The sequence below is a fragment of the Arcicella sp. genome, assembly GCF_964672035.1.
In genome coordinates this window covers 1-15,913 of sequence record NZ_CBABQS010000051.1, presented here as the reverse complement: position 1 = coordinate 15,913, position 15,913 = coordinate 1, and the positions used below count along the sequence as shown (strand labels likewise).

General features: G+C 37.6%; 14 protein-coding genes and 1 tRNA gene. 9 read left to right on the top strand and 6 right to left on the bottom strand.

The features are described from left to right. Window positions 1–100: 100 nt before the first annotated feature. The 4 genes from AC1W31_RS13755 (at window position 101) to AC1W31_RS13740 (ending at window position 4,595) form a co-directional block, all read left to right on the top strand. Complete coding sequence (locus AC1W31_RS13755) at window positions 101–2,245, top strand: S9 family peptidase (RefSeq protein ID WP_481735038.1); 2,145 nt, start codon at window positions 101–103, stop codon at window positions 2,243–2,245. Between the two features lie 95 nt (window positions 2,246–2,340). After that, window positions 2,341–3,132: an SDR family oxidoreductase gene (locus tag AC1W31_RS13750; RefSeq protein WP_481735037.1), complete on the top strand. Its 792-nt coding sequence runs from the start codon at window positions 2,341–2,343 to the stop codon at window positions 3,130–3,132. Between the two features lie 15 nt (window positions 3,133–3,147). Beyond that, complete coding sequence (locus AC1W31_RS13745; protein ID WP_481735036.1) at window positions 3,148–4,068, top strand: cation diffusion facilitator family transporter; 921 nt, start codon at window positions 3,148–3,150, stop codon at window positions 4,066–4,068. 38 nt (window positions 4,069–4,106) lie between these two features. Next, complete coding sequence (locus tag AC1W31_RS13740; protein ID WP_481735035.1) at window positions 4,107–4,595, top strand: phosphatase domain-containing putative toxin; 489 nt, start codon at window positions 4,107–4,109, stop codon at window positions 4,593–4,595. Window positions 4,596–4,675: 80 nt separating this feature from the next. On the opposite strand, the gene AC1W31_RS13735 is transcribed toward AC1W31_RS13740, so the two are convergent. Next, on the bottom strand, window positions 4,676–5,092 hold the full coding sequence (locus AC1W31_RS13735) for an OsmC family protein (RefSeq protein ID WP_481735034.1): 417 nt from the start codon (window positions 5,090–5,092) through the stop codon (window positions 4,676–4,678). Window positions 5,093–5,185: 93 nt separating this feature from the next. Continuing rightward, window positions 5,186–5,779, bottom strand: coding sequence for a Crp/Fnr family transcriptional regulator (locus AC1W31_RS13730; protein ID WP_481735033.1), 594 nt, complete (start codon window positions 5,777–5,779; stop codon window positions 5,186–5,188). Window positions 5,780–5,943: 164 nt separating this feature from the next. Between AC1W31_RS13730 and AC1W31_RS13725 the strand changes: the two genes are divergently transcribed. Both AC1W31_RS13725 and AC1W31_RS13720 read left to right on the top strand, forming a co-directional pair. Beyond that, on the top strand, window positions 5,944–6,396 hold the full coding sequence (locus tag AC1W31_RS13725; RefSeq protein WP_481735032.1) for a regulatory protein RecX: 453 nt from the start codon (window positions 5,944–5,946) through the stop codon (window positions 6,394–6,396). Between the two features lie 254 nt (window positions 6,397–6,650). After that, a complete protein-coding gene (locus AC1W31_RS13720; RefSeq protein WP_481735031.1) occupies window positions 6,651–7,820 on the top strand; it encodes a pyridoxal phosphate-dependent aminotransferase in 1,170 nt (389 codons plus the stop codon). 112 nt (window positions 7,821–7,932) lie between these two features. Here the strand turns inward: AC1W31_RS13720 and AC1W31_RS13715 are convergent, their stop codons facing one another. Together AC1W31_RS13715 and lpcA are read right to left on the bottom strand one after the other, a co-directional pair. Then, window positions 7,933–9,444 (bottom strand): serine hydrolase domain-containing protein, encoded by a 1,512-nt coding sequence (locus tag AC1W31_RS13715; RefSeq protein WP_481735030.1) that lies wholly within the window; start codon window positions 9,442–9,444, stop codon window positions 7,933–7,935. Window positions 9,445–9,523: 79 nt separating this feature from the next. Further along, window positions 9,524–10,102 carry a D-sedoheptulose 7-phosphate isomerase gene (lpcA, locus tag AC1W31_RS13710; protein WP_481735029.1) on the bottom strand — a complete coding sequence of 193 codons (579 nt, stop codon included), beginning with the start codon at window positions 10,100–10,102 and terminating at the stop codon, window positions 9,524–9,526. Between the two features lie 167 nt (window positions 10,103–10,269). Here lpcA and AC1W31_RS13705 point away from each other — a divergent pair, with 167 nt between their 5' ends. The 3 genes from AC1W31_RS13705 to AC1W31_RS13695 all read left to right on the top strand — a co-directional run bounded on the left by AC1W31_RS13705 (window position 10,270) and on the right by AC1W31_RS13695 (window position 11,959). Further along, the gene (locus AC1W31_RS13705) at window positions 10,270–10,689 is read left to right on the top strand and encodes a thiol-disulfide oxidoreductase DCC family protein (protein WP_481735028.1); all 420 of its coding nucleotides are present in this window, start codon (window positions 10,270–10,272) and stop codon (window positions 10,687–10,689) included. A 95-nt stretch (window positions 10,690–10,784) separates the two neighbouring features. Further along, window positions 10,785–11,660, top strand: a complete 876-nt coding sequence (gene fabD, locus AC1W31_RS13700) for an ACP S-malonyltransferase (RefSeq protein ID WP_481735027.1) — start codon at window positions 10,785–10,787, stop codon at window positions 11,658–11,660. A gap of 228 nt (window positions 11,661–11,888) precedes the next feature. Beyond that, a tRNA-Gln gene (locus AC1W31_RS13695) sits at window positions 11,889–11,959 on the top strand. 155 nt (window positions 11,960–12,114) lie between these two features. On the opposite strand, the gene AC1W31_RS13690 is transcribed toward AC1W31_RS13695, so the two are convergent. Both AC1W31_RS13690 and AC1W31_RS13685 read right to left on the bottom strand, forming a co-directional pair. Continuing rightward, entirely contained in the window at window positions 12,115–14,913 is a 2,799-nt protein-coding gene (locus AC1W31_RS13690) for a bifunctional YncE family protein/alkaline phosphatase family protein (protein WP_481735026.1), read from the bottom strand. A gap of 158 nt (window positions 14,914–15,071) precedes the next feature. Continuing rightward, entirely contained in the window at window positions 15,072–15,338 is a 267-nt protein-coding gene (locus AC1W31_RS13685; protein WP_481735025.1) for a hypothetical protein, read from the bottom strand. Between the last annotated feature and the right edge of the window lie 575 nt (window positions 15,339–15,913).

Genomic DNA, 15,913 nt, shown 5'->3' with positions numbered 1-15,913 from the left:
TCTGATAATTTTAGTTGATAGCTAATTAACCATTTATCTCAACAATGTTCTTGAATTTTGGTTAATTTTAAATAATTCATTTCATCACAAAAGATTTACCATGAAAAACTTATCCCTAACAATTGGCGTTGCTTTACTATTATCATCTTGCCAAAAAGAACAAAAACCAGTCCCAATGAACCCAGACGTAATTAAAGCCCCAACGGTGGTTATCAAACCACACCCGATGACGCTCCACGGAGATACTCGTGAAGATAATTATTACTGGTTGAACGACCCAAAAAATCCAGAAGTCATTAAATATCTCAACGAAGAAAATGCTTATACCGATACCGTAATGTCTCCCACAAAAGCATTGCAGGAGAAACTTTTCAACGAAATGAAAGGACGTGTAAAAGAGCAAGATGAATCGGTACCCGTGAAAGATGGCAATTATTACTACTATTCAAAGTACGTAGAAGGCGGAGAATATCCAGTGTATTGTCGCAAACAAGGCTCTTTGGAAGGAACAGAAGAAATCCTTTTGGACGGAAATGCGATGGGAAAAGGCAAAACGTATTTCAACATTGGGGGCTACGAAATTGCTGATAATGAGCAAATTATGGCTTTCGGTGTGGATACCGTCAGCCGTAGAAATTATACCCTCAAATTCAAAGATTTGAAAACGGGAAAATTATTGAAAGACCAAATAAAAAATACCGAAGGCGGTTCGTATGCGTGGGCAACCGACAACAAGACAATTTTCTACATGGTGCGTGACCCACAAACTTTGCTTGCCTCAAAGGCCTATCGCCACGTATTGGGAACTGACCCGAAAACGGACGTATTGGTTTACACCGAAAAAGACCCACAATTTTATACGGGAATCGGCAGAACAAAATCGAAAAAATACATCATTTCCGTATCAGACCATAACGGAATTTCATCGGAATATCGTTTGTTGGATGCTTCAAATCCTACGGGAGAATTTGTAACATTTTTTCCAAGAAAACACGGTTTACAGTATTATATCGAACATTTTGGGAGTAAATTCTATATTCGTACTAATGCAGATGGAGCGTCAAACTTCAAATTGATGGAAGTTGAAGAAGGCAAAACTGCTGATATGAAGAGTTGGAAAGAGGTCATTCCGCACCGTGCCGATACGTATTTAGATGGTATTGAAGTCTTCAAAAATCATTTGGTTTTGCAGGAAAGAAGTAAAGCCCTTTTGCATTTGAGAATCATTAATCAAACCGACAAAAAAGAGCATTACGTAAAATTTGATGAAGCCGCTTACGATGCAGGCGTGGGTGCAAATCCTGATTTTGAAACGAATATTTTGCGTTTTAGCTACACTTCTTTGACAACCCCTGGCTCAACTTTCGACTACAATATGGATACGAAAGTTGAGAAATTGATGAAAGAACAGGAAGTTTTGGGCGAATTTGATAAAGATAATTACGTAACTGAACGCCTTTTTGCTACGGCTCGTGACGGTGTAAAAGTGCCTATATCAATTGTTTACAAAAAAGGCTTCAAAAAAGATGGTTCACAACCACTTTTACAATACGCTTACGGTTCGTATGGATATTCGACAGACCCGTATTTTTCGGCGGCACGTTTGAGCTTGATGAATCGTGGTTTTGCCTTTGCCATTGCTCATATTCGTGGAGGGCAAGAAATGGGTCGTCAATGGTATGAGGATGGAAAATTGTTGAAAAAGATGAATACGTTTAATGATTTTATTGACGTTTCGGAATTTTTAATCAGTGAAAAATGGACTTCAAAAGATAAATTATTTGCCAACGGAGGTTCTGCGGGCGGTTTATTGATGGGCGCAATAACAAATATTCGTCCAGATTTATACAAAGGAATTTTGGCGGGTGTGCCTTTCGTGGACGTGGTGACAACGATGTTAGACGAAACAATTCCCTTAACCACGGGCGAGTGGGAAGAATGGGGAAATCCAAAAGATAAAGTTTATTACGACTACATGAAATCATATTCTCCGATTGATAATGTGGTGGCAAAAGATTATCCTAATATGCTGATAACCACTGGCTTGCACGATTCACAGGTACAGTATTTTGAGCCAGCTAAATGGGTTGCCAAATTAAGAGCCTTAAAAACAAATAACAATCTCCTCCTCTTTCATTGCGATATGGAAGCAGGACACGGCGGTGCTTCGGGGCGTTTTAAGCGTTTTCATGAGGTGGCGAGAGAATATGCTTTTATGCTTAACTTGGTTGGGGTTTCGGAATAGTATTTTTTTTAACTTCTTATTAAATTGGCAAATTACGGCATCGCTAAGAGCGATGCCGTAATTAATTTCACCCTTAAGTTAGAACCACAAATCTTATGATTAATCTAAAAAACAAAATCGTTTGGATAACAGGTGCATCTTCAGGAATTGGTGAAGCACTTGCTTATCAATTTGCCAAAGAAGGAGCAAATTTAGTGCTTTCGGCAAGGCGTGAAAATGAATTACAACGGGTTGCCCAAGCCACAGGTTTAGCCGAAAATAATATTTTGGTTTTACCAATGGATATGCTTGAATTTGACAAATTCCCAGCAAAAGTTCATACTGTTTTGGATTATTTCGGACAAATAGATTTCATTGTTCAAAATGCAGGAGTTTCCCAACGTTCGTATGTAAAAGACACGCAATTTAAGGTTTATCGTGATTTGATGGAACTGGATTTTTTTAGTGTTGTGGCCTTTACGCAAGCCTTGTTACCCCATTTAACCGAACGAAAAACGGGACATTTTGTGGTTGTCAGTAGCATTGCGGGCAAAATTGGAGTTCCTTTACGTGGTGGATACGGAGCTGCAAAACACGCAATTATTGCCTTTTTCGATTCATTACGGGCAGAAATTTGGCAGGATAATATCAACGTCACTACTATTTGTCCAGGCTATATCAAAACCCAAATATCCTTCAATGCTTTGGATTCATCGGGGAGGAAACACGGCAAAATGGACGATAATCAAGCCAAGGGAATGACCGCAGAATTATTTGCAAAAAAAGCCCTCAGAGCGATTGTCGCTAATAAAAAAGAAGTTTACATCGGTGGAACGTATGAAGTTTTTGGCGTATATTTAAAGCGATTTTTACCTTCGTTGGTTTATCGGATGGTTCGGAAAAAGTAGTATTAATTAACAAATATGAAAAAAGAGGAAAAAAACGGCACTGGACATATTATCCAAAGTTTAATTGTAAACCTATTAATCGCTTCCTCAAAAGGTGTTGCCGCATTTATGACAGGTTCGGGGGCGATGCTTGCCGAGACAATTCACTCATTTTCCGACTGTGCCAATCAGGCTTTGTTACTCGTCGGGGTAAAGCAATCTCAACGTCCTCCAAACAAAAAACATCCTTTAGGATACGGGAGAGTCGTTTATTTCTGGTCGTTCATGGTAGCCATGTTGCTATTTTCAGTCGGTGGAATGTTCTCTATCTACGAAGGAATCCATAAATATAATAATCCTGAACCCGTTGACCATATCGAATGGGGCATTGGAATTTTATTATTTTCATTGGTATTGGAAGGCTATGCCACTTACTCAAATTTAGTAGAATTAAATGTCAGAAGAGGCTCAACTGGTTTATGGCAATACTTAAAAAGTACCAAAGACAGTGATTTAATCGTGATTTTTGGCGAAAATTCAGCCGCAGTTTTCGGATTAGTCTTAGCCATTGCTGCGCTACTTGCTTCGTATTACACAGGCGACGGTCATTATGACGGATTGGGTTCATTTGCCATCGGTGTCGTGTTGATTTTAGTCGCCATATTTTTATCGATAAAAGTAAAATCGCTTTTAATTGGTGAAAGTGCCGACCCTGTGATTAATAATTTAGTCAAAAAACAAGTCGATAAAAACCCTGAAATTTTAGACTTAATTAATTGTATCACGATTCAACAAGGCCCTGGCGAAGTATTAATGTGCTTGAAAATAAAATGCAAGCATGACCTTACAGCCCTGAAAATCAGTAAGTTAATCAATAAATTTGAAGCAGAAATCAGAGAATGTACGCCCGAGGTAAAATGGATTTATATCGAACCAGATTTGCAGGAATGGAAATAATAGGAGCACAGACTTTAGTCTGTGCTCCAAAAACAAATATGAAAACAAGAATATTCTGGCTCAACGATAATCTCGGAATAATGTCTCGACCTTTGGGCGGGGATGATTTAGCGGAAGAAATAGAGAACTGGAAAAAATTGAACGTGGATACCGTCATTAGTTTTTTAACGGATGAGGAAAACGAAGAATTGGACTTGGAATACGAGCGAATGGATTGCCGAAGAGAAGGTTTTGACTTTATAAAATTTCCCATCGAAGACCATCAAGTTCCCGATAGTTACCTTAAAACCAAAGAATTAACAAAAAATATCGTTGATAAAATCAATGAAAATAAAAAAATACTCATGCACTCCCGTGGAGGAACTGGGCGAGTGTCCATTATTTCAGCGAGCGTATTTTCAACCTTATACGGAATATCGGTAAAGCAATCTTTTGAAAATATTTCTAACCTTAGAGGGCTTCGTGTACCAAATTCGGATGAGCAAATTTTGTGGACGGAAGAATTTATGGAAAGGTGTAAAGGTTAACTATTCACTTTTAACAAAAAATCACCCCAAAGTCATTGCGGTTAGGTATTGAGACTTTGGGGCTTTATAAATTTAAAATATTACAACAAATTAGCAGTCAATGTAATATCAGCTTTTAGCAATTTTGATACTGGACAAACTTCCTTCGCTTTGGTAGCAGTTGCTTGAAATTGCTCATTCGTAATGTTCGGAATCGTTGCGGTTAAATCCAATTGAATCGCTGTAATTGTTCCGTCTTCAAAAGTAACTTTTACATTTGTATCAATATTATCAGCGGTGAAACCTGCTTCGTTCAACAAAAAGCTAAATTGCATCGAAAAACAACCTGCGTGAGCCGCTCCAATCAATTCTTCTGGGTTTGTGCCAACGCCATCGGCAAAACGTGTTTTGAATGATAATTGCGCTTTATCTAAGGTTGTACTTGCCGTAGAAACTGTTCCTACGCCTTCCATTCCCGTTCCTTTCCAATTCGCTGAGGCTTGTCTTGTAAATTTCATTGTCTTTGTGTTTAAATATTAATGTTTAATGATGATACAAATTTCCTAATCAAATATTACTAAAACTTTAACCCAAGTTAAAATCGTCAAAAATTATTTTTTACCCGAAATTCTTTTTCTAATTCTACTCAGCGAAGGCCCTTGAATGCCCAAATACGAAGATATATGATAGAGGGGAATGGCATTCATGATGTCGGGATGCTGTAATACTAAGTCCAAATAACGCTGTTCTGGTGTGAGGAAGAGTAAACTTTCTGTTCTCAAAAGAGCAAATGTAGAAGCTTGTTCGGCGATTAATCTGCCCAAATGTTCCCACTCGTGAGACTGTTTGTAGAGTTTTGTTAAATTATCAATGTGAATATAAATAACCTTAGAATTAACCATTGATTGGGTATAGAAATGACAAGGAACTTGATTAATAAAACTCGCATACGACACCACAATTTGGTTGTTGGTATAAAAAAAAACGTTCTTTTCTTCGCCCGTTTTTTCATCCAATTGATAGGTTCTAAAAACGCCTTCAATCACAAATCCTAAGTGTTTACAAACTTGGCGATAATCATTATAAAATTCTCCTTTTTTGTATTCTTTTACTTGCCAATATTCTTCTGATAATTTAAAAGTTTCAGCCTCAATACCAGCTAATTTATTTAAACTAATCTTCAAAAAGTCAATATCATTCATCATTTTTTAAGAAGGTTTTAAGGTAATAGTGCAAATAAATTTGCGTTTTTTGAAATCAATAAATCAAGCATTAAATTTAGAAAGAAAATCATTCAAACGAATGATGTCTAATCAAAAAATCAATATTTTACTTTAATTTTGATAAATCCAAATTCCAGTAAATCAAATTGAATAAAGAAGCCCTCATAAAAGTCGCCAATTTTTGTGCCTATCAAGAACGTACCCACAAAGAAGTTCGACAAAGACTCGCTGAATTAGAGGTTATTGGCGATGAATCAGAAGCAATCATTACGTGGTTAATCGAAAATAATTATCTCAACGAAGAACGTTTTGCCAGAATATTTGCGGGCAGTAAATTCCGACAAAAAAAGTGGGGCAGAATCAAAATTCGCCAAGAATTAAAAATGCGTGGCGTATCCGATTACTGTTTAAAAGCAGGCATGAGCGAAATTGACGGTGAAGATTATATGATTACTTTGCAAGAAATTATCGAAAAAAAATCACGGGATATTAAAGACAGCAACAAATTAATTATCAAACAAAAATTAGTAAAATTTGCCCTCAGTAGAGGTTTTGAGAATGATTTGGTGTTTGATGTAGTGGGGAAATTTTTGAGATAATTTGCCAAAATAAACTTTTCAAATTACCTTTGGGAAATGAAAAATTACAACAACACATATTCAACTTATTATTACTACTACGGTCAGTAATAGTCGGGTGTGTTCAAACAGAAATAAAGAACTAATTATACACAAGCCGACTCTGAAAAGGGTTGGCTTTTTTATGTAGCAATGAGCTTTAAGCAATGAGCATTGAGTTGTAAAATCTACGAACTCTTTCTTCAAGGCTCAAAGCTCAAAGCTCAAAGCTCAAAATGACAATAACTCCCGCTTCCCGCATGAATTTGGTGCAAGAATATTACTTCTCGACCAAGTTAAAACAAATTGCCGAAATGAGAAATTCGGGTATTGATGTCTTGAATTTAGGCATCGGTAGCCCCGACCTTCCACCGTCTGCTAACACCATTGAGGCCTTGGCAAATTCGGCTCAAAATCCTAAAAATCATGCTTATCAAAGTTATGTGGGGATCCCTGCTTTACGGGAAGCAATGGCAGGATTTTACCAAAATGCTTACGGAGTTAAACTCAATCCTGTTGATGAGATATTGCCTCTGATTGGCTCAAAAGAGGGAGTCATGCACATTTCAATGGCCTATTTAGAAGCGGGCGACGAAGTTTTAGTACCCAATCCAGGCTACCCAACTTATCGGGCAGCCTCACTTTTGACGGGTGCAACAGTCGTAGATTATGACCTTTCGGAAGCCAATGGTTGGTTGCCAGATTTGAAGGAATTAGCCAAAAAAGATTTGTCGAAAGTGAAACTCATGTGGGTAAATTATCCCCACATGCCAACGGGTGCAAAAGCTACAAAAGGCTTTTTTGAAGAACTTAGAGACTTTGCTTTGGCTCATCAGATTTTAATCGTCAATGATAATCCATATAGTTTTATTCTGAACGATGATCCACAAAGCATTTTGTCAATTGAAGGCATGAAAGAAGTGGCGATGGAGTTGAATTCCCTCTCAAAATCGCACAATATGGCGGGTTGGAGAATTGGCATGTTGGCGGGAAAAGCAGCATTTATAAATCCTGTTTTACGCTTTAAATCAAACATGGATTCGGGAATGTTTTTACCTTTACAAATGGCGGCGGTTACAGCTTTAAAAAATGATAAATCTTGGTTTGATGAACTAAACAAAACCTATCGAACTCGTCAGCAAAAAGCTTTTGAAATGATGCAATTACTTGATTGTCAATACGATAAAAATCAATCAGGCATGTTTGTGTGGGCAAAAATTCCAGCAAAATATGTAACGGGCTACGAGTTATCGGATGAAATTTTGGAAAAAGCGGCGGTGTTTATTACGCCAGGTGGAATTTTTGGAACCGCTGGCGATGGCTATATTCGTACTTCGCTGTGTGCTGAAATTTCAGTTTTTGAAGAATCAATTATGAGGATTCGGAAGGCTTTGGGAATTTGTTAAATTTAGAACTATAAATTAGACCACGGATTCTACGGATTTGACAGATTTACACAGATAATATATTAAAAAAATCCGTGTAAATCCGCATTATCCGTACAATCCGTGGTCTAACCTATTTCTTCGAAACCTCTTTAATATGATACTCTTGAATCAAAGCAGGGTTTTCGGGAGAAAGCGTAAAACTTACTTCAATATTTCCTTTTTCTCCTTCCAAAACAAAAGCTCCACGAAGATTATTTTCTGGAACAATCTCATTGATTTTCAATATTTTACCCGCTTTATCAAAAATCGATTCTGCTTCTTTTCTCAAACTATTTGGAAAATAATCTAAGAAAAAATTCTCCGCAAAAATACCCGTATTATCAGCATTTTTCCATGCGGGCAAGAGTGCCACTAATTCATTCTGACGTTGTTTTAAGATGGCAGAAACGGTCAATAGTTTTGGTTTTAGATGGGCAATTGCTACCAAAGTATCCAAAATATGTGCGTTCAATCCGCTTACAGGAGCATAAGTTCGATTAGCAAAAGAAACAATTCCGATGCCATATTTCGGTAAAATTTTCCAATTACTACCAAAGCCCGGCAAACCTCCACTATGTCCAATACCAACTTTATGTTCGGCATCTTCAACCCAACGCAATCCGTATCCGTAAGCCGATACAAAAGGAAATGGCTTTCCATTAGCAATTTTATTTTCTATATTAAACGCACTGATATTCCACGGTTGGTGCATTTCCCGCAAAGAACTCCGCTTCAAAACGGGCGATTCTTTCGCATCAGAAACCGAAGCCGATAGATGAAAAGCAGTATATTTTGCAAAATCATCCATGGTTGTCAGCATACCGCCCATGGCACCGTAAGCACCATCGCCAAGCATTGGTTGTTCTACCCAATTTTCATCCAACCATCTATAACCCTTCACTAATTGATTTTGAGGCACTTTTGTATAATCCCAATAGGTATTTACCATACCCAAAGGTTTCAAAATATTTTTATTAATATACGTTTGATAAGTTTGTCCACTCACTTTTTTAATGATATAACCCAACATCGCAAAACCCATATTGCTGTATTCATAAGCCGTGCCGGGAGTATTTGAGAACGAAATACCTTTTTTGAACATTTTTAGCATTGTTTCGTCCGAAATGGCTAATTGACGGTCGCCCCAAGGATTATCTTCGGGAAAACCTGCGCCGTGCGTCAATAAATGACGAATCGTTATGTCGGGCGAATCGGATGAAAACTTTTGTCCTTTTAATGCTGGAATGTAGAGGTAAACGGGGTCGTCTAACCGTAATTTTCCAGCATCTCGCAATTTCAAAATGGCCATTGCCGCAAAACTCTTCGACATGGATGCAATCCGATAAACTGAAGCATTATTGGCCATGTTTTTTGTACCAGTGTTAATGATACCACTATTGCCCGAATGAATCAATCTACCATCAACGACCAAACCATAAACTAAACTTGGCAAATGCTGTTTCTCGGCAAATTCCTTGCAAATCTGGTCTATTGTGGATAAATACGGTTTTATGGCATCGAGTTGATTATTGGTATTTTGTGCCTCAACATTATTGTAGAAAAACGTCAACAGAAAGGATAATACTACATTGATTTTTTTCATGTTCTTCGTATTTTATGGTAAAATATGGGTTAATTCTAATCAGAAATTTTACTAACACTAAAGCCAATTATTCATTATCCTATTTTCCAATCACCAATTTTTCAATCAACAAAATCATGATATGAATAACTTTGATATGCACTTCTTGAATACGGTCGGCGTAACCAAAATGCGGAACTCTGATTTCTACGTCCGCTTTTCCTGCTAATTTTCCGCCGTCTTTTCCAGAGAGAATAATTACTTTCATGCCCTTTTCACGGGCAGCTTCAACGGCTTTAATAATATTGGCAGAATTACCACTGGTTGACAATCCAACCAACACATCTCCTTGATTTCCAAGCCCTTCGATAAAACGAGAGAATATAAATTCGTAACCATAATCATTACTTACACACGAAATATGCGACACATCCGAGATGGCAATTGCTGCCAAAGCCTTACGGTCATCACGATAACGACCCGATAATTCCTCGGCAAAGTGCATAGCATCGCAATGTGAACCACCGTTACCACAAGAAATTATTTTGTTTCCCGACTGTAAAGCTGAAGCCATTAATCGGGCAGCGGCTTCAATATTAGTAACATTTTTTTCGTTAGAAAGAAAGCTTTGAAGGACTATTTGAGCTTCATTTAGCTCTTGGGAAATTATGTCAAGCATTTTGAAATTTTATAAGTTTAATCAAAATTACAAAATACCATGTAGGATTGGATATAGAACAGAAAAAAACCTCATCATCGACTAACAAATAGTTAATTTTATGACTTATAGCACCTTATTACAGTTAATTTTGTTTTGTTGTCCTAAGCTATTCTCATAAAATTCGAATGGAAAACATTAAAAATATCTCCACAAAATACGAAATAATACTCTTTGATGGAGTCTGTAATTTCTGTAATGCATCTATTAATTTTGTGATGGACCATGACCCCGAAAAACACTTTAAATTTGCTCCTCTCCAGTCTGAAATTGGACAAGACATTTTAAGGAAATTTTATAAAAATACCGAAGACTTCGATTCGGTTATCTTATTGAAAGACAATCAATTATATCAAAAGTCAGCGGCGGCTTTAGAAATCACAAAACACCTTTCTGGTTCTTGGAAATACCTGTCTTTTTTTAGCATTTTACCTACTCCTTTTCTCGATTTTTTCTATGATATTATTGCAAAAAACCGTTACCGAATCTTCGGGAAAGCAGACTCATGTAGAATGCCCACGCCCGACTTACGAGAAAGATTTTTGTGAGTGAATAGTTAATTGAGCATAGAGAATAGTTAATTTTGCAAATGAGTTATTGAAAATATTAACTCAATCACTCATTCACTAAATCACAATTGATAATGAAGGCATACGTTTTCCCTGGTCAGGGTTCTCAATTTAAAGGTATGGGCAAAGACCTATACGATAACTCAGCATCTGCAAAAGCTCTTTTCGAGCAAGCCAACGATATTTTGGGCTTCCGAATCACCGATATTATGTTTGAAGGAACGGACGAAGAACTCAAACAAACCAAAGTAACACAACCTGCTATTTTCTTACATTCTGTCATTTTGGCAAAGGAAACTGCTGATTTTCAACCAGATATGGTTGCGGGTCATTCATTGGGCGAATTTTCGGCTCTTGTTTCGGCAGGTGCTTTAAGTTTTGAAGATGGACTCAGATTAGTGTCAGCTCGTGCTTTAGCCATGCAAAAAGCTTGTGAAGCAAATCCTTCGACAATGGCAGCGGTTTTAAATTTATCCGACCAAGTAATTGAAGATATTTGTGCCTCAATAACCGACGAAATTGTGGTAGCGGCAAATTATAATTGCCCAGGCCAAGTAGTTATTTCGGGTTCAAATGAAGGCGTGGCAAAAGCGGGAGAAAAATTGAAAGAAGCGGGTGCAAAGCGAGTTTTGCCTTTGCCAGTTGGTGGTGCATTTCACTCGCCTTTGATGCAACCCGCCCGTGAGGAATTAGCAGCGGCCATTGAATCGACCCACTTTGAAAGCCCTTCTTGCCCAATTTATCAGAATGTAAATGCGCAACCTTCGCAGGATGTAGCAACGATTAAGGCAAATTTAATTGCTCAATTAACGGGAGCTGTTCGCTGGACGCAATCGGTTCAGAATATGATTGAAGATGGTGCAACCATATTTGTGGAATGTGGCCCAGGAAAAGTTTTACAAGGGTTAGTTAAGAAAATTAATTCGGAAGTAGAAACGGCTGGAATTTAACAGAATATTAATTTCTTGGGTTAAATTATGGTTCGAATCCATGTCGGTTTATACTTATTAGTTCAATATTCAAAAAATACTTGACTGATAAATACCACATTATCAATATTTTAGCCTTCATCAGAAATTAAATTTACTTTTTTTTCTAAATTTGACTTGACACATAAAGATTAAAAGTGTAATTTTGCATCACATTTCTGAACAACGTAAGTTTAAAGGAAATAAGATTGACCGATGGTGTAATGGTAACACAACGGTTTTTGGTATCGTTATTCATGGTTCGAATCCATGTCGGTTAACACAAAGCTTCTCAGAAATGAGAAGCTTTTTTGTTTGCGTTATAGATTTAGACCACGGATGTTACGGATTTTTTTAATGTGTTATTTTAGGGAAATAAACTTGATTCTTTTATCCGTAATAATCCCTAAAATCCGTGGTCTAACAGATCTGTGGTCTAATTTTTCTTCTTCTTTTTTGTCTTATACAATCTTGGATTCGATTGAAATTCTTTTTCCTCCAATTCCTTTTTGTCTTCCTCTTCACGGGTTTTGAAAAGGTAATCATCATCATCCATAATCGGCGATTCTTTTAGGGCTTTCCAATCAAATTTTTCTTCAATGGGTGTAAGTGCTTTTTGTGGGTCAAAAATGCGTTTATCTACGTTTACAGCATCGTAAGGCGTATAATCAAATTGGTCAGTGAAGAAATCCGACAGGTCAGTTGCTCCTGCATCGTACTGATTCAAATACGGTACGCCCAAGACATTCCACATCGTTTTGAAGATACTCCCAAAACTAAAATGCTGATGACTAACGTAGTTTTTCTTGGCGTAAGGGGAATAAATCTGCAAAATACTGCGGTGTGCATCCACGTGGTCGATGCCTCCTTGCGAATCGTCTTCGGTGACAATAATCATCATATTTTTCCAGTAAGGTGTATGGCTTAAAAACTCCACTACTCGCCCGACCGCCAAGTCATTATCCGCCATGTAACTTTCTCTGAACGGAAAACCAGCTTTTGGTCTTTCGCCCGCCCCGTGGTCGTTTGGAAGCATTAAAGGTACAACTTGGGGCATCGTTTTGCCTTCGCCGATAAATTTTTTGGTAAAATCTTTCATGAAAATATCCGCTCTGAACTGGTCGGGAATAGCCATGTTATAAGTCGGAAATTGCCACTCAGTATTTTTGTACATGGCATTGGGCAAAGGATAATTTACGCCGTACATTTCACCCCCGATTTTCATAGTCGAATCGCTGAAATTCCCTTCTTGTTCTGTCGTAAATCCGTAGTTATGGAAACTAATATTGTGTCGTTCAAAATGCTCCCACATCGAACCGTCCTGGTTATAATCTTCAGGATAAAAACTGCCCGACGAGCCATTCAAAGCAAAATGTCCTGGCGCTTTGGATTCTTGTTTGTAGTCACGTTTACCTCCGTAGGCAGCGGATACGTGTGTCTCCGTCCATTCATTAGGATAAACCCCTGATAACCAACGATGCCCATCAGCGGAATGATCAGAATCTACGTAGAAATTATCAGCCGTTCCAAATTGTTTTGCCAAAGATAAATGGTTGGGCATAACGGTAGATTTAGTAATTTTCTCGGTATTTGCCTTGTTTGAAAACGAAGAATTTAACCCGTATCGAGCAATGGATGGGTCTCCATTTCCTTGTTTTAATTGTCCAAAAACTTCATCATACGTGCGGTTTTCTTTGGAAATATACACGATGTATTTGATGGGCGATTCTTTCTCTTTCGGATAGCTTGGAATGGGATTATTTCCGCTCTTTTTTAGGGCATCAAATTTAAAATTATAAGCAATTGTTTTGGCAGTTTCCGCCTGTAAATCTTGATCTTTCGGAATATTCAAAACCGTTACTGAACCTTTCATCAAACTGCCAATGTAGCTTCCCTCCGCACCTACTTTAAACGTTGAACCACCATTTGCCCCCGAACCAAAACCTTTGGCATTCGCCACGACCAATTGCTGATTATCCTTGCTCACTTTTAATTTTGAAGGAAACCAGCCCACAGGTAAATGCGCTAAAGTTTTCATGGAAGGAATATCAATAACACCCACGGCATTAATGCCCGATTCTGCTACGTATAGCCTTTTTTGGTCGGGTGAAATAGCTAATCCGAAAGGAATTACACCTCTCCAACGTCCCAAACGTGGGTCTAATTGAAGATTGATGGTGTTGGTAATTTTGCCTAATTTTGGGTCAATTACGGAGATATTATCGTTGTTTCCGTTACTCACAAAAACGTATTTATCGGTTGCCACCAACGAATTTGGACTCGACCCGCCCACCGCAGGAATGCCCTCAATCATCTCACCAACCAAGATTCCAGTTTTGATTTTGTTCGTAACTTTTGGCTTTCCTGTAAGGTCATACGCCCAAACGGAAAACGATTCAGGAACGTTTGGGTCGCCTAATCCTGATACTTCTTTATCCTCAATTTTTACGCCTTCACGCATTTCTTTGGTATTGAACCCAAAGGCCGGTTTTTTCAAATAAGTATTTTTGTTTTTGGGGTCAAGGTTTTTGACAAGACTATATTCAAACATGCCAACATTAGCAACGTAGAGCGATTTTTCATCGGGCGAAAGCGTTACGCCGAAAGGATAACGACCCGTTTTCACATTGTCCATAACTGTCCTTTTCTGCACATCAATAACCACAATTCTGAAACCAATTTGGTCGAGAACATATAGTTTTGAACCGTCAGCTGTCATGGTCATATCACCCAAATATCCATCCGAATAATCTTGGTTATCTAAGGAAATATTACAATTTATTTCCCCTACTTTTTTGCCAGATTTTATGTCAAAAATAAAGACCTTATTCGTTTGTCCACCCGCCACATACACAAGGCGATTATCGGGAGAAATTGCCAAGCCCATAAACACCGCAGCTAAGAGATTATCATCCGTTTTTGGGGTATTTGGGATTTGAGTAATCTGCGGATTAGTCGTAAAAACATTTTGTAAAATACTGATAGAGAAAGGATTAGTTCCAGAATTGGCAGTAATTACGGTTTTACCATCGTGGCTCATCACCATACCGTAAGGATGTGGCGCAATGCGGTACGTTTTACCCAAAGGTTTAATAATTCGACCATTGGGAATGATGGTTTCACCCGCAGGATTAACTACGCAATAACGACTTTCGGCAGGGGAAGAAATACGCCATTGAGCATGCGTAAAAATTGGAAAAGTACAAATAGAAATAAGCAATAAAAATCGTTTCATGGGTTTTAAATTTGTTTGAAACGAAATTTAGGGGTTTGATTTTTGAATGGCTAATTTTTGGGGTTATTATTTGGTTAAATTAGTCGCTTGCTTTTTTATTATTAGCGCCTTTTTCTAAAATAGACAAAAACGTTCTCTTTCCTTTTTAGTTCCTCAATCTATGCATCTTTAATTTTTTCTCGCTCCTCCGACTCCATTCTTAACTGTCTTTCTTTTAAAAGCTTTTCGTATTCTTCCGATAGATAAAGCTTTCCTTTTTTTGCAATTAACCAGTTCAAGTTTACGTCCAAATCAATGAATTTTCTAATAGTCAGAGCATTTGTAAAACTTGATCCAGCTTCCCAATTTGTTATATTTTGAGAGCTGATATTTCCTAATTTTCTTCCAAATTCGCTGTTATTACCCTTTGCCAACTCGTTTTTCAATATTTCTACGTGTTCTCGAAAAATATCTAATATATTCGAATAAATATGTTTTTATTCAAATATATTAGTAAAAAAATTAATATTTTTTTACTAAATACCAATTTATTAGACCAACACTTCTTATAAGTAAAAATTAAATGGAGCTAATTATTTGACAAAATAGCCGCCAGTCAGTATCATGGCGGCTATTGAAAACGCAAAAATATAGAATCAGGACGGTCCAACGCTGTGGCTTAAAAACCTATATCCCTCAAAATTACAAGGCAATTCATTGAGACGATTCAACACATTCGTAAGTTAAGAGCCAGTCAGCAAGTTTCATTGGGCAAAATTGCTGACCATCGGCCTGAAAAGATGTATTCTTTGAGTCAAATCAAGAAAAATGAACGCTGGCTTGACAATGGTTTTATTGATGCTGAAACATTTTTTGCTCCCTTGATTATCAAGATCAACTCCAAAATATGAAATTGAAGGGGACACCCAATTTACGTTTTGAGCACTGCAAAAGATACCCTATTAACTAATCAAGACCAAGAAGTTTTCCAACCTAAAAAATTAAATGTGGGAGATAGTGC